We start from the raw sequence: 17,968 nt of genomic DNA on the forward strand, positions 1-17,968 counted from the left end.
CCACCGCACACCCGCCAAACGCCCGACCGCCGCACACGCCGAAGGCCCGGCCACCGCCGTCCCCTCATCCCGCGCCGGGCCGGACGCTGCCACGCCTGGCGGCCCCACCCGCCTGGCCTGCCGGCTTCGTCCCACCCTGTTCCGCCGCGCACATCCGGGTTCTCGTGCGGGCTCTGCGCGTTACGCTCCGCGAGGTGGACCTGCGTCGGCTGACCTCCTTCGTCGCGGTGGCCGAGGAAGGCCACTTCGGGCGGGCCGCCGCACGGTTGTTCCTGTCACCGGCCGCCGTCACCGCGCACGTCAAGCAACTCGAACGCGAGCTCGGCGTGACCCTGCTCGATCGCACGCCGGTGCGACCGACCGCCGCGGGGGAGCGCCTGCTCAGGCACGCGCGGGTGCTGATCGACACCGCCAACGCTGCGGCGGCCGAGCTCGCCGACGCTCCCAGCGACGACCTGCCGCTGCGGGTCGGGATCATGGGCCACGGTTCGGCCGAGCTGACTCCCGCCTCGTTGCAGGCGTTCCGCCGGGCACGGCCGGAGTCCCGGCTGGCGATGACGACGCTGGACTTCACCGAGGGCGTCTCGGCGCTGCTGGAGCGCCGGGTCGACGCGGCTTTCGTGCGGCCCGCACCGATCGACGAGCGCATCGCCGTCGACGTGCTGACCACCGAGCAACGCATCGTCGTCGTACCGAGCGCCTGGCAGGTCGCCGACGCTCCCGGCGTCCGCCTGCGCGACGTGCTGGAACTGCCCTACTTCAGCCTCCCCGACCGCACTCCCCGGTCGTTCACCGACTACCTCTACTTCGCGTCCGCACGTGGCGGCGAGCAACCGCGGCGGAGCAGAGACCACGCGCTGACGCCGCAGGACGTGCTGATCAACGCCGCGCTCGGCCGTGGCGCCGGGTCGGCCCTGCTCTCGTTCACGCGCTACTACTCGTGGCCGGGCACGACCTTCGTGCCGGTGACCGACGCGCCGTGGGAGCACAGCGTGCTCGCCACTCGCGCGGATGACCGCCGTCCGGATGTCCTCCTGCTGCGCAACATCGCGACGAAGCTCGCGCGCGAACTCGGACCACGTCTCCGGCTCTCACCTCCCTCCGATGCCTCCACACAACACGGCGCTGTCCCCACGGACGCGCCCTGACTCCGCCGGCCACTCGACCAGCAACCCGACCCGCCCGCAGCTCCGCGCAAGCCGCGGTTCAGGCGGTTCCCCCAGAGCGCACAGCCCTGAACAGGCGGGGCGCGGTTCGCGCGAACCGCGCCCCGCCCGACGAACCCGTTCCCTGCCCTGTGCGCAAGCCACGCAGGACTCGGAGTCCGGAAACCGGAACCTGAGACCGAAACACGTCCCCAGCCATCCGCTCCCGGCAAACCCGCACAGCCACAGGGCCACGGGCTCAACCCGGAACTCACCACCCCGACGAGAAGTCCGGCGGGACGCCGAATCCCCGGCTCGGCCGACCGCGTCCCCCAAGTCGGTGCGGCGCCCAGCAACCGCACCGACCAACCGGTCGGCCTCCGGCCCCAGCCGCTCCCACCCGGCCCGGGCCCGGTCATGACCGCCGGGCGGCCTCGGCCACCCGGCGCGCTCTGGCCTCAGCTACCCAGTTGCGCCTGGATGTCGTCGTGGAGGGCCGCGATGCGCGTGTAGACGCCGGGACTTTCCGGGCGTGCGCACCCGTCTCCCCAGGAGACGAGCCCGATGAGCCGGTCACCGGCCACCAGCGGTCCGCCGGAGTCGCCCTGGCAGGCGTCGACCCCACCCCCTGGCACGCCCGCGCAGGTCATGCTGTCGGCCTTGTACTGCTCCTTGTAGGCCTTGGTGCACTCCTCGTCGGCCAGGACCTGCAGCTCGCCCCTGCGCAGCTCGTTGGAGCTCTGCCCGTTCTCAGCCGTCTTACCCCAGCCCAGCACCGTGCTCGGGGTGCCCGGTTGGTAGAGCGCGGTGTCCTGCTGCGAGGCCACCGGCAGCGGTGGCTGCGGCAGCCGCTGGTCCAGCGTCAGCACCGCCACGTCCGAACCGCTGCTCGCGTCCTGGTACTTCGGGTGCACCCAGATGCCGGTGACCTTGGCGACGGTGCCGTCCTTGCCGTCCAGCCGTTCCCGGCCGGCCACGACCTGCACCCCCTCCGGCTTCTCCCCCAGGACGCAGTGGCCCGCGGTGACGACCTTGTTCGGTGCCGCGAGGGCACCGCCGCAGAGCTGGTTGCCCTGCGCGTCGGTCAGGTAGACCATCCACGGGTGCTCGGCGATGCTCGCGGGCTGCCCGCCCACGATCGGCGGCGCCTGCAGTACGGGCGGACCTGTCGCCGGCCCGGCGGCCGCCGGGCTCAACAGGGCCGACGAGAGCGCCACCGCACCGGCCACCCCCAGGAAAGGCCACGTTCGACGCGACATCCGTGCCATCTCGCTGATCTCCTCCCTCCGGAGCGCTGGGCACGGCCCGCACGACCGCCCGTCTCCGGCTCGACAAAGTGTCCATTAGAGAGAGGAACGAAGCTTGATCCTGATTCACCGCAACCGGAAGTTAGCACCCGATCAGGTGAAGGTCAGGCAACAAGATCACCCGCGCGAGCGACGGGTCCACTAAGGACATGCGTCGGACGCTCGAGTTCCGCGCGGCGGCTCCCCGTGCTCCCGCGATCGAAGGGATCGATTACAGCGCAAGGAAACTCTCCGCACCGCGCCACACCCTCAGTAGCCCGCCGCGACGTCGACGACGCCCAGCAACGGCTCACCCGCGAGGTGGCGTCGCACGTTCTCCTCCACCCTGCGCGCCAAAGCCGGAACGAGCAAGGACTTGGGATTGGCGGTGTGCGGAGAGACGAGAGCGCGGGGCTCGTCGAAGAGCGGGTGGCCGTCGGGCAGCGGCTCCGGGTCCGTGACGTCCAGGGCGGCCCCGCCGATGCGCCCCTCCGCCAACGCCGCCACGAGCGCGTCGGTGTCGACCAGCGAGCCGCGGGCCACGTTGACCAGCCAGGCGTCGGACTTCATCAGGGCCAGCGCCTCGGCGTCGACGAGCTTGGCGGTCTGCGCGGTGGCGGGCGCGGCCACCACGACGAAGTCCGACGCCGACAGCAGCTCCCGCACGCCGCCGGCGTCTTCGGACGGCCAGGTCCGCGCCGCACCGTTGACCGGTCGCCCGGACCGGTTCACCGCCAGGATCCGCACCCCGAACGGCTCCAGCAACCCGATCAGCGCACGGCCGATCCCGCCCGCGCCCAGGATGCCCACCGTCGCGCCGAACAACGACCGGATGCCCTCCGGCGGTGCCCAGCGGTCCGCTCGCGCCATGGTGTGCAGCTGCCGGAACGCGGCGAGCATCATCGCCAGGGTGTGCTCGGCCACCGTCTCGGCGTAGACGCCCGCGGCGGAGGTGAACCGCACGCCTTCGCGCAGCACGCCGCCGGCGAACCAGGTCTCCACGCCCGCGGCGGGGAGCTGCACCCACTCCATGCCCTCGTGGAAGAGCTCGTGGAACCGCTCGGGCCCGGCGCCGTACCAGACCAGCGCCGACGCCTCCTCGGCCGAGCTGAGCTCGGCTCCGCCGGCGCGAACCGCCGCTTCCAGCTCCGGCTGCGCGACCGGTCCGACGTGGATCTTCACCTGAACTCCTGCCGTAGTGCTACGAACGCGTACGGGTCACGGGCCTCTTATTCCGAGGCGGATTCACGACCTTCTGATGAGCTCGCCCCACAGCGCGGGCAACTGCTCGGGATCCTCCAACGCCGACCCGACGGCGCCCACCGACGCCCCGGCGGCGAGGAAGTGTGCGCGTTCATCCCTCCCGTCGCCGTGAAGCGCATGCCGGGGAACGGGCCGCGTATGGCGGCGAACCAGCCGGTGCCGAGCACGGTGGCGGGAAACGCCTTCACCCAGGTCAGGCCGAGTTTGCGGGCGTGCTGCACCTCGCTGGGCGTGGCGACGCCCGGCAGGTGCGGCAGCTCGCTCGCGCGCACCAGCTCCGGGTCCAGGCCCGGCGCCACGGTGAACGCGGCGCCCAGTTCGGTCGCCGTGCGCAGCTGTTCGACGCCGACCACGGTGCCCGCGCCGACCGGTCTGCCGCGGCGCGCCCCCGCCTCGATCGCCGCGCGCAGCGACGGCTCGGCGCCGGGAGTCTCGATGGGCACCTCGACGGCGTCGATACCCAGGTCCCAGGCGCGCTCGGCAAGCGTCGCGGTGCGCTCGGGGTCCATGCCGCGCAGGATCGCCATGACCCCGCAGGAGAACAGGTCGTCGAAGAAGGTCATCGGCTCCCACCGAACCGCAGTGCGTTCCACGTGCTCTCGTCGCAGTCGAGCCATCCGGCCAGCACGTCGGCCGTCGGCAGCGGGGTGTGGTCCTCCGTGCTGAGCAGGCTGTGCGCGGCGAGCAGGTGGCCCAGGCGCAGGCAGCGCACAGCGCTCTCCCCGCGCAGCACACCGGACAGGTAGCCGGCGGCGAAGGCGTCACCGGCCCCGACCGGCTCCACGACGCGCACCTCCGGCGCGGTGACGACGGCGGGCTGCGCGCCGAACGCCGTGGCGTCGTTGGCGGCGTCCTTGACCACCAGCGTCGCCGGACCGTCGAGGACAGCACGCACGTCGTCGGCCGTCTTCGCACCCCACAGCGTGCCCGCTTCGTCCAGGCCGACGAAGACGATGTCGGCGAGCTGGGCGAGCTCCCGCAGCCGGGGCCCGGCGGCTCCGGCCGACCACAGGGCCGGGCGGTAGTTGACGTCGAAGGAGATCCTCGACCTGCGTGGACCGGCCAGCAGGTGCGTGATCAGGCGGTCGCATCCCGGCGACAGCGCGGGCGTGATACCGCTGATGTGCAGAAGTTCCGCGTCACCGGCCCCATCGAGGAACCACTCGTCCATTGTGGATGCGGCCGAACCCGCCCGGTAGTAGTACACCGTCGTGCCGCCGGGGGCCGGGTCCTTGAAGTACACGCCGGTCGGTGCGGTGGGATGCGTCTCGACGAGCGAGGTGTCGACCCCTGCCGCACCGATGGTCGCGACCAGGCGGCGGCCCAGCGGATCCGCGCCGACCCTGCCGGCCCAGGCCACCCGGTGCCCCAACGCGGCTAAGTGGACCGCCACATTGGACTCCGCACCACCCGTGGTCAGCGTGAACGACGTGGCGGTCTCCAGCCCCACCGACTCGGCCGGGGCGATCAGCGACATCGTCTCGCCCAGGCACAGCACTTCAAGTCCAGCGCGCGCAGTCAAGTCAGCCCTCCTCGGGACGCAGACTAACGACCCGCCACTGCGAAATACACACTGGAGCTGCAACATGTGCACAACGTCGGCCAGGACACATCCGCGCGGCCGTCCAACTAGGCTGGTCGGCGAGTGATCAAAGCCCCTACTCCGACGCTGAGGAGGAAGCTCGATGAGCCTGGAGCGCCCGATCGACCCGGACCCCTACTCGCTGCTGCCCGAGGTCCCGTCGTTCACCGTGACGTCCGACGACGTGACCGACGGCAGCCCGATGGCCCTGGACCACGTCTTCGACGGCATGGGAGCCGGCGGGCAGAACCGGTCGCCGCACCTGCGGTGGGAGGGGTTCCCGGAGAACACCAAGAGCTTCGTGGTCACCTGCTTCGATCCCGACGCGCCCATCCCCGGCGGTTTCTGGCACTGGGGCCTGGTCGACATCCCGGCCTCGGTGACCGAGCTGCCGGCCGACGCGGGCAGCCGCGATGGCAGGAACGTGCCGGAAGGCGCCTTCCACGTGGCCAACGACATGGGTGAGCACGCCTACGGCGGCGCCGCTCCGCCGCCCGGTGACCGCTCGCACCGGTACTACTTCGCGGTGCACGCGGTGGACACCGAGAAGCTCGGCGTGGACGGCACCGCGAGCCTGGCCGTGGTGAACTTCAACCTGGCCTTCCACACCCTCGCGCGGGCGATCATCACGCCGACCTACGCCCACTGACGACTCCCTGCTTTTCACCCGGAAGAGCTGAATCCGGCTGCTGGAAGCGGCTTTCCGGGCGCTGACCGAATCCAGCCAAGGTGCTCGCGCCTCTTTTCCAGGAGGCGACGCACTTCCCGGCAGCCGCATCGGTGCCGACCGGAACTGCGTTCGCGGTCCGAGGAACACCGTCGGCTCCGGGAGGTACGGGTGAACGTCCAGGTGGTGCCCGCCGCCACCGCCGCGGTGCTCGCCGCGGCCGTGGCGGCCCTGCTGCTGGTGCCCTTCGCGGCTCGCGAGCACCGGCTGCGCGGCGAGCTGCCTCCCCGCACTCTCGCACTGCGGTTCGGCACGCTGCTCTACGCGCTGGGGCTGGCCGCGTACGTGCTGCTCCCGCTGCCTGCGGACGGCACGTGCGTGGCCATGGGCCCGCAACTGCGACCGCTGGCCGGAGTCGCCGAGCGCGGTGCGGACGGCGCGGCGCAGTTCGCCCTCAACGTCGCGCTGTTCGTACCGCTGGGCGTACGTCTCCAGCGGCGCGTAGCGGTGGCCGCGCTCACCGGCGCATTCGTCTCCTTGGCGATCGAGCTGACGCAGCTCACCGGGGTGTGGTTCCTCCTCCCCTGCCCGTACCGCCTGTTCGACGTCGACGACCTGCTCGCGAACACGGGTGGATCCCTGGTCGGTTGCCTGTTCGCACGGGTCGCGCTCACCTGCGGGCGCCGTCGTGCGGCCACGCAGATCGGACTTCTCAGCCTCGCTCTTCCTGCACGGCGGTCTTGGCCGTTGTCGAACGCACTGTTCGCACTGAACGGGGTCGCGTACGCGGGAGCCGTGGCTGACCGCGTTGTGACGTTGCAGCCTGGGCGGCTGGCAACTCCTCCATCCCAGCGCAATCGCGGCCCCAATGCTTGCTTCACGCCACAACCGGTCACCGCTGCACCACGCGCAGGGCGGGCCGGGCCCGCGCAGAGGGATGCGCCGCCCCATCTCCACCTGCCGGCCGGTGCGCCGCGCCCGGTCACCGCCTACCGGCGGCTGCTGGGCATGTGCTGCGACCTCCTGCTGCTGTGGTGGCTCGGAACCGCCTTCCGCGGAGTGGTCGTGATCGGCGACGACCTCAGCAACCACGTGGTGTCGCCAGTCACCGGCAATTGGCTGGAAGCCGCAGTGCTGTGGTGCGCACCCGCGCTCGTCTTGCTCGGCGTCACCCTCGCGTGTCGGGGTACCAGTCCTGGCCAGCGCGTCGTGCTCCTGCGCACGCTCGCGCGAGACGGAAGCCCACCGAGCGCGGCGGCGACCGCGCGCAGGTGGGCAGCGGGAATCGGTGCTCTCGCGGCGGTACAGGCCCTCGCGGCGCTGATTGGCGCGTGGGGGCTCGCCGACTGGGCGGAGCTGGCGGGACCGCTGTCGGCGGCCTGGTGCGCGGCCCACGCACGAGGTGTGACCGGAACCCCCGCCGAGCGGGGAATCAGCATGCGGCTCGCCGGGTTGTACGTGAGCGACGCCCGGAGCGCCCCGAGCGGGAGTTCCGCGTCACCCACACCGACACCTGATGCAGGATGGACACGTGCGGCACTTCGATCTCGTCATCATCGGTTCCGGCTCGGGCAACTCGATCCTCGACGACCGGTTCGCGGACTGGAACGTGGCCATCGTCGAGAAGGGCGTCGGCAGCACCGGCAACTACGGCGGTACCTGCCTGAACGTCGGATGCATCCCGACCAAGATGTTCGTGCACACCGCCGACGTGGCCGGCGCGCCGTCGTCGGGCACCCGGCTCGGGGTCGACCTCGAGCTGCGGGACGTGCGCTGGCACGACATCCGCGACCGCATCTTCGGGCGCATCGACGAGATCTCCGCCGGCGGCAGGCGCTACCGGGCCGAGGACAACCCGAACGTCACCCTGTTCGAGGGCGTGGGGCGGTTCACCGACGTCAAGCGGCTCGAGGTCGAGACCGCCGGCGGCACCGAGACCATCACCGCCGACCGCTTCGTCGTCGCCGCCGGTGGCCGACCGGCCATTCCGGACATCCCCGGCATCGAGAACGTCGACTACCACACCAGCGACTCGGTGATGCGGCTCGACGAACTCCCCCGCCGCATGATCATCATGGGCACCGGCTTCGTCGGTGCGGAGTTCGCGCACGTCTTCTCCGCGCTGGGCGTCGAGGTGACCCTGGTCGGGCGGTCCGGCCGGGCGCTGCGCAGCCAGGACGTGGATGTCTCCGAGCGGTTCACCGAGCTGGCCGGCCGGCGCTGGGACCTGCGGCTCAACCGCAAGGAGATCGGCGTCGAGCAGGACGGGGACCTGACTCGCCTGTACCTCGAGGGCCCGGACGGCTCGGAGGTCGTCGAGGCCGAGGCGCTGCTGATCGCCGTCGGCCGGGTGCCCAACTCCGACGTCCTCGACGCCGCGAAGGGAGGCCTCGCCCTGTCCAGGAACGGCAAGATCGAGGTCGACTCCGAGCAGCGCACCTCCGTCGACGGGGTCTGGGCGCTGGGCGACATCAGCTCGCCCTACGAGCTCAAGCACGTGGCCAACCACGAGATGCGGGTCGTGCAGCACAACCTGCTGCACCCGGACGCGCCCATCGAGTCCGACCACCGCTACGTTCCGGCCGCGGTGTTCTCCTCGCCGCAGATCGCATCGGTGGGACTCACCGAGCAGGAAGCTCAGCAGCTGGGTGTGGAATACGTCACCAGCGTGCAGGACTACGGCGGGATCGCCTACGGCTGGGCGATGGAGGACAGCACCGGCTTCGCGAAGCTGCTCGCGGACCCGGAAACCGGCAAGCTGCTCGGCGCGCACATCATCGGCCCGCAGGCTCCGACGCTGCTGCAACCGCTGATCCAGGCGATGCAGTTCGGCCTGGACGCCCGCACTATGGCCCGCGGCCAGTACTGGATCCACCCGGGCATGCCGGAGCTGATCGAGAACGCGTTGCTGAACCTTCCCCTGCGGTGAAACGATCTCGGGTGCCCGACGTCGCGCCCTTATCGTTCCAGCAACGCGGAAAGCGAGCACTCGCAACAGGTTTCGGTATGTGGCAACCGTTCGGCGCAGCCCGCTCGGCCACTGCGCGGACAACACCTCGCGCGGCGTCCGCCATCATCTGACCCCGGCCCTTCCCAACGGAGAGAAAGGCGACCTGGTGCTGCACGCACGTCTCGAAGCGGTCTACAACGACATCGTCCGGCGCAACCGAGGGGAAACCGAGTTCCACCAAGCCGTCCAGGAAGTCCTGGAGAGCATCGGACCGGCGCTGGACAAGCACCCCGAGTACGCCGAGCACAAGATCGTCGAGCGGATCTGCGAACCCGAGCGGATGGTCACCTTCCGGGTGCCGTGGGAGGACGACCGCGGCGAAGTGCACGTCAACCGCGGGTTCCGCGTGGAGTTCAACAGCGCCCTCGGCCCGTACAAGGGCGGTCTGCGCTTCCACCCCTCGGTCTACCAGGGCATCGTGAAGTTCCTGGGGTTCGAGCAGATCTTCAAGAACGCCCTGACCGGCCTGCCGATCGGCGGCGGCAAGGGCGGTGCCGACTTCGACCCGAAGGGGCGCTCGGACCGCGAGATCATGCGCTTCTGCCAGAGCTTCATGACCGAGCTGCACCGGCACATCGGCGAGCACACCGACGTGCCCGCCGGCGACATCGGCGTCGGCGGCCGGGAGATCGGCTACCTCTTCGGCCAGTACAAGCGGATCACCAACCGCTACGAAACCGGTGTGCTCACCGGGAAGCACCTCTCCTTCGGCGGGGCGGAGGTGCGAACCGAGGCCACCGGCTACGGCTGCGCCTACTTCGTCCGGGAGATGCTGGCCGCACGCGGCGAGTCGTTCGAGGGCAAGCAGGTCGTGGTGTCGGGCTCCGGCAACGTCGCGACCTACGGCATGGAGAAGGTCCACCAGCTGGGCGGAACCGTGGTGGCCTGCTCGGACTCCACCGGCTACGTCTACGACGAGAACGGCATCGACGTCGGGCTGGTCAAGCAGATCAAGGAGGTCGAGCGCGAGCGCATCAGCGCCTACGCCGACCGCCGGCCGGGCTCGAAGTTCGTGGAGCGCGGTGCGGTCTGGGAGGTTCCCTGCCAGGTCGCGATGCCTTCGGCGACGCAGAACGAGCTCACCGCGGAAGACGCCGCCACGCTCATCGCCAACGGCTGCATGGCCGTCGGCGAGGGCGCGAACATGCCCGCCACGCCGGAGGCGATCCAAGTGTTCCGGGAAGCCGGCGTCGCGTTCGGGCCGGGCAAGGCCGCCAACGCGGGCGGCGTGGCGACCTCGGCGCTGGAGATGCAGCAGAACGCGTCCCGCGAGACGTGGAGCTTCGAGCGTACCGAGCGGCGACTCGAAGCGATCATGAAGGACCTGCACGACCGCTGCTACGCCACGGCGGAGGAGTACGGCGTGCCCGGCGACTACGTCGCGGGCGCCAACATCGCGGGCTTCACCTCGGTGGCCGACACGACGCTACGACTCGGCTTGATCTGAGCCGGCACGGCGCCGCCCGGCTCCGGCCACCGCCACGGGCCGGGCGGCCCAACTCCGGATCGGGCGGCCGCCTGTTGGCCGGGGGCCGGGTGGCGGCCGCGGTCGGGGACCTGGCGGCGGCCAGCGGTCGGAGACCGGGCGGCGGCCAGCGGCCGGAGACCGGACGGCGCCCTGCGGTCGGCCGGTTCGCTCCGGCGTATCCGGCCGAGCCCGACGCTTCTGACCGAGCCCCGCGTTTCCGGCCAAGCCCCCGCGCTACCGGCCGACCCGCGCTTCCGGCCAAGCCCCCGCGTTTTCGGCCGAGCCCAACGCCTCCGGCCAAGCCGCCCGCGCTTACGGCCGACGCTCTGCCGCTTTCCCGACCGCTCCCGGCGCATTCCGCCTGCGCCCTACGCGTTCAGATGGTGCGGGGGCGTCCCGCGATGATGCCGATGCAGCCCTGGACCAGCACGATCGCCAGCACGATCACCAGCGAAGCCGTCCAGCCGCCGGTCAGGTCGTGCATGACGCCGAACATGAAGGGGCCGACCGAGGCGATCAGGTAGCCGAAGCTCTGCGACATCGCCGAGAGCTGGCCGGTGTCGGCGGCGTTGCTGGTCCGCAGCGAGATGAACACCAGCGCCAGCGGGAACGCGCTCAGTCCCACGCCGAGCAGCAGCGCCCACAGCAGCGGGGCGCTCTGCGGCGCGACCAGCAGTCCCACGACGCCGCTCGCGGTCAGCGCCGCGAGCCCGACGGCCCAGCCGGACTGCCCGCGGGTCCGGGTGACCAGCGGCGGCAGGATCATGTTGAGCGGCACGCCGACCAGCAGCAGCACACCGAGCAGCGCGCCCGACGTGGTGGCGTCGATGCCCGCGCTCTTGAACACCTCGGGCATCCAGCCCATCACCACGTAGGCGACCAGCGACTGCATCGCGAAGTATGCGGTGATCGCCCACGCCAGCGGGCTGCGCATCAGCGAGCGGCGCCCGCCCTGCGCTGCCGTGCCGGTGACCTGCCTGCTCGCGGCCTGGCGCCGGGTGGCGGGGACCCACACGCAGAACGCGGCGAGCGCCACGACCGCCCAGGTGGCCAGGGCAAGTTTCCAGCTTCCCGTCGAGTGCTGCAGCATCGGCGTCAGCGCCGAGCCCACGGCACCGCCCGCGGCCATCGCGGTGGTGTAGAGGCCGGTGGCCATGCCGACCCGGTTGGGGAAGGACTCCTTGACCACCACCGGGATGAGCACGTTGCACATCGCGATCGAGGCGCAGACCAGCACCGTTCCGGCCAGGACCGTCCACGGCCCGTCGACCACGCGCAGCACCATCGCCGCGGTCAGCACCGCCAGCGAGACGCCGATCACGCGGCTCATGCCCCAGCGCCTCGCCAGCAGCGGGGCGGCGATTCCCGCCGCGCCGAAGCACAGGGTCGGCACCGAGGTGACGATGCTGGCCCAGGTGCTGCTGCTGCCGAGGGAGTCGCGCACCTCGCCCAGCACCGACGCGAGGCTGGTGACCGCCGGCCGCATGTTGGCAGCCGCCAGCGCGACCCCGGCGAGGAGCAGGCCTCCTCCGGCCACCGCCGCTTGCCGGTTGGGCAGCACCGCCTCGGACGCACCGTCGTTCTCCAGCCGCAGCGCATCGGGGTGCGGGGCGTGCGGAGGAGAGCTGGCATCCTGGTCGGTCACATGGTCAGGGACATGCTGGCTGCGCGACTCTATGGACATCGCGTACTAGTATGTCAAACGTAGGATGTTTGGACGAAAGGACGTCTACGTGCCTTTGGTCACCACCAAGCGGACCGGGCTGGTCGATCAGGTGATCGAGCAGTTCCGGGAGCTCATGGCCTCCGGCGAGTGGTCGCTCGGCAGCCGAATCCCGCCCGAGAGCGAACTGGTCACGGGCCTCGGGGTCGGCCGCAACACCGTGCGCGAGGCGATCCGGGCGCTCTCCCACTCCGGCCTGCTCGAAGTGCGCCAGGGTGACGGCACGTTCGTCCGCGCGACCAGCGAGATCTCCGGCGCGGTGCGCAAGCTGTGCGGGTCGGAGCTGCGCCACGTCCTCGAAGTGCGCCGCGCGCTGGAGGTCGAAAGCGCCCGCCTGGCGGCGAGCGCCCGGACCGAGCAGGACCTCCGCGATCTCGAGGTCGCCCTGCACGACCGGGACGAGGCGGTCCGGCGCATGGACCGCGAGACGGTGATCACCAAGGACGCCGACTTCCACCTGCGGCTCGTGCAGGCGTCGCACAACCCGGTGCTGATCGGCCTCTACGAGGGCCTGAGCGAGGCGGTGCGCTCCAGCGTCGCATCGGCGTTCGACCCGGAGATCCCGCCCGAGGAGCACGTCTCCCACACGGAGCTGGTGGCCGCCGTCCGCGACGGCGACCCCGACCGCGCCGCCGCCGAGGCAGGCGGCTTCCTGGACGAACTGCTGGCCCAGATGCCCAGCACGGACGACTAGCGGGCGACGACGCAGCGGCGGCGGAGCGCCCCGCGGGCCGTGAAGCGCCGGCTGGCGGGCAGCCGAGCGGCGGGGCAAGCGGCGAGCTGGCGGGCGGGGACGCAGCGAGCGGCGGCGGACGGGCCGGTGGAGCGGCCATCCGGGCGGCGGAGCGCCGACTGTCCCGGCCGGCGAAGCGGCGGACGGCCGGGCGCGGAGCTGTGGCGGGCAGCCGGACAGTGGAGCGGCGGCGGGGACGCGGGAAGCGGCGAACGGCCGGGCCAGCGGCGCGCGCTGGCTGCTGAGTAACCGAGCGGCGAGCTGGCGGGCGGACAGCAGCGCCCGCCCGACGGCCACACGGGCCCACCGGGCGCACTCGGCCACCAACGCGGCGGCGGCATGACCGGCGCGGACGTGCGTCGGACTCCCGATGCGGCCCCGCGCCGCCGACGATGCCGAGATGGACGCACGGGTGGCCGACGAACCGCAACTGCGGCCCGTGCCCAGCCGGGGACGTCGACGGACGAGCGGATCACCACGCGGGCCTGTCCGGCGCGACGATCAGCCGTGCCCTGCGGGGGGTGCCGCCCACCCGTGCCCGACCCGAACGCGGTCGCGGGTGCCGAGAACGTGGCCCGCACCTCGAGTCACGGAGAGCCGTCCGCGCGACTACGTCACGTGGGGAAGCCCGGCGAGTAGTCCGTGCCGACGTCGAAGGCGCCGCCGCCGGAGTCGACGGAGCCACCGCCGGCGTCGCCGGCGACCGGGGCGAGCCACGCAGCCCCGACGACGCCGCCCGCCAGCGCGGTCGTCGCACCGCGACCGCCGGTTGCCTGCAGGCGTACGGAAGGTGCGCCGAACCGGGTGATCACGATGTCCTCACCCGACTCCGCCCGGTCGATCAGCTCCGCCAACCGTTCCTGGGCTTCGGCGATGGTGAACTCAGCGGCCATGTGGCAGACGTTACTCGGAACCGCCGCCGGAGCGCAGCGCCGCGCGACCGCCTGCACCCGGCGGGAGCAACGGGAGCCCGGCCGGGGCGCCACCTTCGAGCAGCCGCCGGATCGCGTCGGTGTCGAGGTGCTTCTCCACCAGGTCGCCGAGCAGATCGAGCTGACCGGCGCGCACCTCGGCGAACGACGTGTCACCGGCCGCGACGAAGCCGTCACGGCCCGCGCACCCGGCCGCCCAGGTCAGGAAACGCCTGCGGAAGGCATCGTTCTCGAACAAGCCGTGCCAGTGCGTACCCGCCACCGACCCGCTCAGCCCACCCTCGGCGGTGCCACCGGGCAGCCGGACCAGACCCGCGAGGTCGTCGCCTCGGCGCACCGGCACACCGTGGTGGATCTCGTACCCGTCCACCGGTTCCCCGAAGGCCGTGCCCGAAGGCCTGCGCAGCGTCTTGGCCTCCTCGAACTCGATCTCCAGGTCGAGCATCCCGAGGCCGTCGACCGCCCCCACCCCCGACTCCACCTGGTCGGTGATGCGGCGGGTCAGCATCTGGAAGCCACCGCAGATACCGACGACCGGCAGCCCCGCCCCCGCGTGCGCGCGGATCGCGTCGGCGAGCCCGGTGTCGTGCAGCCAACCGAGGTCGGCGACGGTCGACTTCGACCCCGGCAGCACCACGAGGTCGGCGTCGGTCAGCCGCGACGGCTCGGTGACGAACCGGACCGCCACCCCAGGCTCGGCCGCCAGGGCCTCGACGTCGGTGGCGTTGGAGATCCGCGGCAGCCTCGGCACCGCCACCCGCAGCCACTGCGAGCCGCGCGGCGGCGCCGGGCGGCCCACCACGCCGTCGGCGACGTAGGAGAGCGAGTCCTCGGCGTCGAGCCACAGGTCCTCGGCCCACGGCAGCACGCCGTGCACCGGCCGTCCGGTGAGCGCGCGCAACCGGTCGAGACCGGAGTCCAGCAGGGCCGGGTCGCCGCGGAACTTGTTGATCACGAAACCGCCGACCAGCGCCTGGTCGGCCGCGTCGAGCAGCGCCAGCGTGCCGAAGAGCTGGGCGAACACCCCGCCGCGGTCGATGTCGCCGACCACCAGCACAGGCAGCCCCGCGGCCCTGGCCAGCCCCATGTTGGCGATGTCGGTGGCGCGCAGGTTGATCTCCGCGGGAGAACCGGCGCCCTCGCAGATCACGTGGTCGTGCTCGGCGCGCAGACCATCCAAAGTGGACACCACGGTGTCCAGCAGGGCGGCCTTGCGCTCGCGGTAGGACATCGCGGTCACCTCGCCGCTGACGTGCCCGAGCACGACCACCTGCGACCTGCGGTCGCTGCCCGGCTTGAGCAGCACCGGGTTGAAGCGCACCGACGGCTCCAGACCGCACGCCGCGGCCTGCACCGCCTGCGCCCGTCCGATCTCACCGCCGTCCGGCGTCACCACCGAGTTGTTCGACATGTTCTGCGCCTTGAACGGCGCCACGCGGGCTCCGGTGCGGGCCAGCCACCGGCAGACACCGGCCGCGACCACGCTCTTGCCGGCATCCGACGTCGTCCCGGCGATCAGCAGCGCGTTCACAACAACCTTCCTACCCCACCGCGCCACCCGCTCCGCCAGTCGGTGGTGAACCCCTGCGGAACCAAGTCGCGGACTCCTGCGTCCCAATGTCCGAAATCAACTAACCTGCTCCGACGAACGCGCACCGTACGGAACCGAGGAGACCCATGCACCCCGACGACTGGCTGTCCCAGTACAGCGCCAAGCTCCAGCAGGTGAAGGAGGACACCGACCGCGCCCGCGACCAGCTCAGCGAGGTCGGCGGATCGGCGACGTCGCAGGACGGCCAGGTCACCGTGCGTGTCAACAGCAGCGGCGTGCTGGAGGACATCCAGTTCGGCCGCGACTTCCAGCACCCCCAGCCGGACAAGCTGCGCGCTTCGATCATGGAATGCGTCCGCAGGGCCCAGCGCGAGGCGGCCGGCCAGATGATGGACGTGATGCAGCGGTTCGTCGGCGAAGGCGACGCGCTGGAGTTCGTCAAGAGCAACCTGCCGCACGGCTACGCCGGCGACGGCACCGACGAGGACGCCGCTCCCGGCGGCCGCGGCGGCAACGAGATCGACGACGACTTCGACGACAACTCCGGCGGGAGGTACCTGCGGTGAGCGACGACGGGTTCCGGGCGGACGTACCGACGATCAAGGAACACGCGGGCAAGGTGCAGGGCTTCGCCAACCGCGTCAAGACGGCGCACGGCGCGGCGCAGACGTCCATGGACAGCAACGCGTTCGGCATCTTCGGCCAGTTCCTGGCCACGCAGTGCATCGCCCAGGGCGAGATGACCAAGTCCGCCATCGAGACGGGCGCCAAGGCGATGGAATCGATCAAGAAGGCGTTGGACCAGACCGCCTCCGACTACGAGGCGACCGACCAGGAGAGCAGCGCCATCATCAAGGAGGTTGAGCGTGGCTTCGGAAAGTGACCTGGTCGTCACCGCCGACGAGACGTCGAAGGAGTCGGAGCAGAAGGGCACCGCGAATCCCGCCAGCGGCGCGGGTGGCGTGGAGAACGTCATCGGCACGGCACAGGCGATCCAGAACGGTGACTGGGACTCCGCGGGTCTCAACGCGCTGGGCGTCGGCGTCGACGCGGTCGGTCTCGTCGCCGACCCGCTGGGCACGCTGGCGAGCTGGGGCGTGGGCTGGCTGATCGAGAACGTCTCGTTCCTGCGCGAGCCCTTCGACGCGCTGATGGGCAACCCCGACGCCATCGGCGGCATGGCCAGCACCTGGGAGAACATCGGCAAGGAGCTGAAGGCGGTCTCCCAGGAGTACGGCCAGGCCGCGCAGGGCACGACGGAGTGGGAAGGCAGGTCCGGCGACGCCTACCGCAAGCTCGGCGCCGACACGGCCAAGACGGTCGACGCGCTCGGTGAGGCCTGCAACGGCATGAAGGCGGCCGTCGACGGCGCGGGCGTCGTGGTCGGCGCGGTGCGCGGCATCGTCCGCGACCTCATCGCCGGAGCCATCGGCGAGATCATCGGGGCGGTGCTCAAGTGGGGCATCGCCGCGGTGTGCACCGCCGGGATCGCCGCGGGCGGTCTCATCGCCGACGCGATCCGCATCGCGCTGAAGTGGGCGGACAAGATCTCGGAGTGGATGAACAAGCTCGCCGACGTCCTGAAGAACCTTTCCAAGCACCTGGACAAGCTCGGCTCGGCCGGGAAGTCGCTGCGGACGAAGGTGGACGACTTCTTCAGCGGTCTGGCCAACCCGCCCAGCGGCAACCTGGTCAATGTACGTCAGCAGCCCGCGCTGAACGGCGCGAAGCTCGACGAGATCGGAACCGGAGCGGCCACCGAGGGCGCGAGCAGGTTCCGCAACGCCATGGACGGCCTCAAGGCGGGTGGCGCGGAGTACAAGCCGTTCGCCAAGGGCGACATCTGGGGCCCGCAGCTGGACATGGGGCCGGACGGCGGCCGGGCGAAGACGACCTACGAGGTGGCCAAGGGAGCCGCGGCGCTTGACGACGGCAAGGACCTCGCCGCGGAGAACCAACAAGAGCAGAAGTAGGCGGCAACCGTGTGGAATTCGGACAACATCGCGATCCGGCTGGCCAAGATGCTCGGCGGGTTCGTGGTCGTGGCGGTGCTGGTCATGCTCTGGCCCACCATCGTCTACTCCTTCCCGGAGAAGAAGGACAACCCCAACGGCACCGCGCTGGTGCGGTCCTGCGAGGACACCGGCCCGGTCACCCGGCGCGGCTTCGGGCACAACTGGAGCTGCGTGGCCGACATCCGGGACGACAAGACCGGTGACACCTGGACCGCGACGGTGGACATGAACTTTTTCACGCCTGCCGAGGTCGGGAAGCAGAAGCGGCTTGTGTGGGGCTACGGCGGCAGCCGGACCAGCACCAACAAGGAGAAGCGGACCTACACGCGGGCCGAGGACGGCTACTCGAACGGGACCGTCACGCTCGTCCTCGTCGTCACCACCGGCCTGGTCGGCATCCCCGCGCTGTGGATGTTCTCCAAGTCCGTCGTCTGGTCGTTCAGCCAGGCCGAGCAGCGGAAGTTCTGGGAGAAGATCCACGGCTCGCCCGAGGAGCGGGCCGCGAAGAAGAAAAAGGACCAGGAGTTCTGGGACCAGATGCGCCGCAACCGGGAGCAGCGCAAGCAGGCCCGGCAGCAGCGCGGGGGCTGAA

The 17,968-nt window shown here is 71.3% G+C and carries 16 protein-coding genes and 1 pseudogene; 10 read left to right on the forward strand and 7 right to left on the reverse strand.

From position 1 onward, the window contains the following. The first annotated feature begins 194 nt into the window (after positions 1–194). Complete coding sequence (locus SACE_RS28635; RefSeq protein ID WP_009943717.1) at positions 195–1,148, forward strand: LysR family transcriptional regulator; 954 nt, start codon at positions 195–197, stop codon at positions 1,146–1,148. Positions 1,149–1,603: 455 nt separating this feature from the next. Here SACE_RS28635 and SACE_RS28640 read toward each other — a convergent pair whose 3' ends face one another. From SACE_RS28640 to SACE_RS28655, 4 genes are all read right to left on the reverse strand, one after another. Further along, positions 1,604–2,413 carry a S1 family peptidase gene (locus tag SACE_RS28640; RefSeq protein WP_011874901.1) on the reverse strand — a complete coding sequence of 270 codons (810 nt, stop codon included), beginning with the start codon at positions 2,411–2,413 and terminating at the stop codon, positions 1,604–1,606. Between the two features lie 288 nt (positions 2,414–2,701). After that, positions 2,702–3,613, reverse strand: a complete 912-nt coding sequence (locus SACE_RS28645) for a D-isomer specific 2-hydroxyacid dehydrogenase family protein (protein WP_009943714.1) — start codon at positions 3,611–3,613, stop codon at positions 2,702–2,704. A 47-nt stretch (positions 3,614–3,660) separates the two neighbouring features. Further along, positions 3,661–4,257: a bifunctional 4-hydroxy-2-oxoglutarate aldolase/2-dehydro-3-deoxy-phosphogluconate aldolase gene (locus SACE_RS28650; protein WP_011874902.1), complete on the reverse strand. Its 597-nt coding sequence runs from the start codon at positions 4,255–4,257 to the stop codon at positions 3,661–3,663. Further along, a complete protein-coding gene (locus tag SACE_RS28655; RefSeq protein WP_011874903.1) occupies positions 4,254–5,216 on the reverse strand; it encodes a sugar kinase in 963 nt (320 codons plus the stop codon). The genes SACE_RS28650 and SACE_RS28655 overlap by 4 nt, the downstream gene beginning before the upstream one ends. A 163-nt stretch (positions 5,217–5,379) precedes the next feature. Between SACE_RS28655 and SACE_RS28660 the strand changes: the two genes are divergently transcribed. From SACE_RS28660 to gdhA, 4 genes and pseudogenes are all read left to right on the forward strand, one after another. Next, positions 5,380–5,925 (forward strand): YbhB/YbcL family Raf kinase inhibitor-like protein, encoded by a 546-nt coding sequence (locus SACE_RS28660; RefSeq protein WP_009943710.1) that lies wholly within the window; start codon positions 5,380–5,382, stop codon positions 5,923–5,925. Positions 5,926–6,183: 258 nt separating this feature from the next. Further along, positions 6,184–7,263: pseudogene (locus tag SACE_RS40305) on the forward strand (VanZ family protein); the annotation flags it as partial. Between the two features lie 211 nt (positions 7,264–7,474). Beyond that, a complete protein-coding gene (locus SACE_RS28665) occupies positions 7,475–8,872 on the forward strand; it encodes a mycothione reductase (protein WP_009943708.1) in 1,398 nt (465 codons plus the stop codon). A 184-nt stretch (positions 8,873–9,056) separates the two neighbouring features. Next, the gene (gdhA, locus tag SACE_RS28670; RefSeq protein WP_029621430.1) at positions 9,057–10,400 is read left to right on the forward strand and encodes an NADP-specific glutamate dehydrogenase; all 1,344 of its coding nucleotides are present in this window, start codon (positions 9,057–9,059) and stop codon (positions 10,398–10,400) included. A gap of 397 nt (positions 10,401–10,797) precedes the next feature. Here gdhA and SACE_RS28675 read toward each other — a convergent pair whose 3' ends face one another. Then, positions 10,798–12,066, reverse strand: a complete 1,269-nt coding sequence (locus tag SACE_RS28675) for a CynX/NimT family MFS transporter (RefSeq protein ID WP_009943706.1) — start codon at positions 12,064–12,066, stop codon at positions 10,798–10,800. An 88-nt stretch (positions 12,067–12,154) separates the two neighbouring features. Between SACE_RS28675 and SACE_RS28680 the strand changes: the two genes are divergently transcribed. Next, complete coding sequence (locus SACE_RS28680) at positions 12,155–12,838, forward strand: FadR/GntR family transcriptional regulator (protein WP_029621429.1); 684 nt, start codon at positions 12,155–12,157, stop codon at positions 12,836–12,838. Between the two features lie 653 nt (positions 12,839–13,491). Here SACE_RS28680 and SACE_RS28685 read toward each other — a convergent pair. Both SACE_RS28685 and SACE_RS28690 read right to left on the reverse strand, forming a co-directional pair. Then, entirely contained in the window at positions 13,492–13,770 is a 279-nt protein-coding gene (locus SACE_RS28685; protein WP_009943704.1) for a type II toxin-antitoxin system Phd/YefM family antitoxin, read from the reverse strand. A gap of 10 nt (positions 13,771–13,780) precedes the next feature. Then, a complete protein-coding gene (locus SACE_RS28690) occupies positions 13,781–15,340 on the reverse strand; it encodes a cobyric acid synthase (protein WP_009943703.1) in 1,560 nt (519 codons plus the stop codon). A gap of 146 nt (positions 15,341–15,486) precedes the next feature. Here SACE_RS28690 and SACE_RS28695 point away from each other — a divergent pair, with 146 nt between their 5' ends. Genes SACE_RS28695 through SACE_RS28710 form a run of 4 tightly spaced genes read left to right on the forward strand, consistent with a single transcriptional unit; the run spans position 15,487 to position 17,967 of the window. Further along, positions 15,487–15,927: a YbaB/EbfC family nucleoid-associated protein gene (locus tag SACE_RS28695; RefSeq protein ID WP_009943702.1), complete on the forward strand. Its 441-nt coding sequence runs from the start codon at positions 15,487–15,489 to the stop codon at positions 15,925–15,927. Continuing rightward, the gene (locus SACE_RS28700) at positions 15,924–16,244 is read left to right on the forward strand and encodes a type VII secretion target (RefSeq protein ID WP_009943700.1); all 321 of its coding nucleotides are present in this window, start codon (positions 15,924–15,926) and stop codon (positions 16,242–16,244) included. Before SACE_RS28695 ends, SACE_RS28700 begins: the two co-directional genes overlap by 4 nt. Continuing rightward, positions 16,228–17,334, forward strand: a complete 1,107-nt coding sequence (locus SACE_RS28705) for a hypothetical protein (RefSeq protein ID WP_009943699.1) — start codon at positions 16,228–16,230, stop codon at positions 17,332–17,334. Before SACE_RS28700 ends, SACE_RS28705 begins: the two co-directional genes overlap by 17 nt. Positions 17,335–17,343: 9 nt before the next feature. Beyond that, entirely contained in the window at positions 17,344–17,967 is a 624-nt protein-coding gene (locus tag SACE_RS28710; RefSeq protein ID WP_009943698.1) for a DUF6346 domain-containing protein, read from the forward strand. Position 17,968 lies beyond the last annotated feature (1 nt).

Origin of the sequence: Saccharopolyspora erythraea NRRL 2338, from assembly GCF_000062885.1 — a bacterium.
GTDB classification, from domain to species: domain Bacteria; phylum Actinomycetota; class Actinomycetes; order Mycobacteriales; family Pseudonocardiaceae; genus Saccharopolyspora_D; species Saccharopolyspora_D erythraea.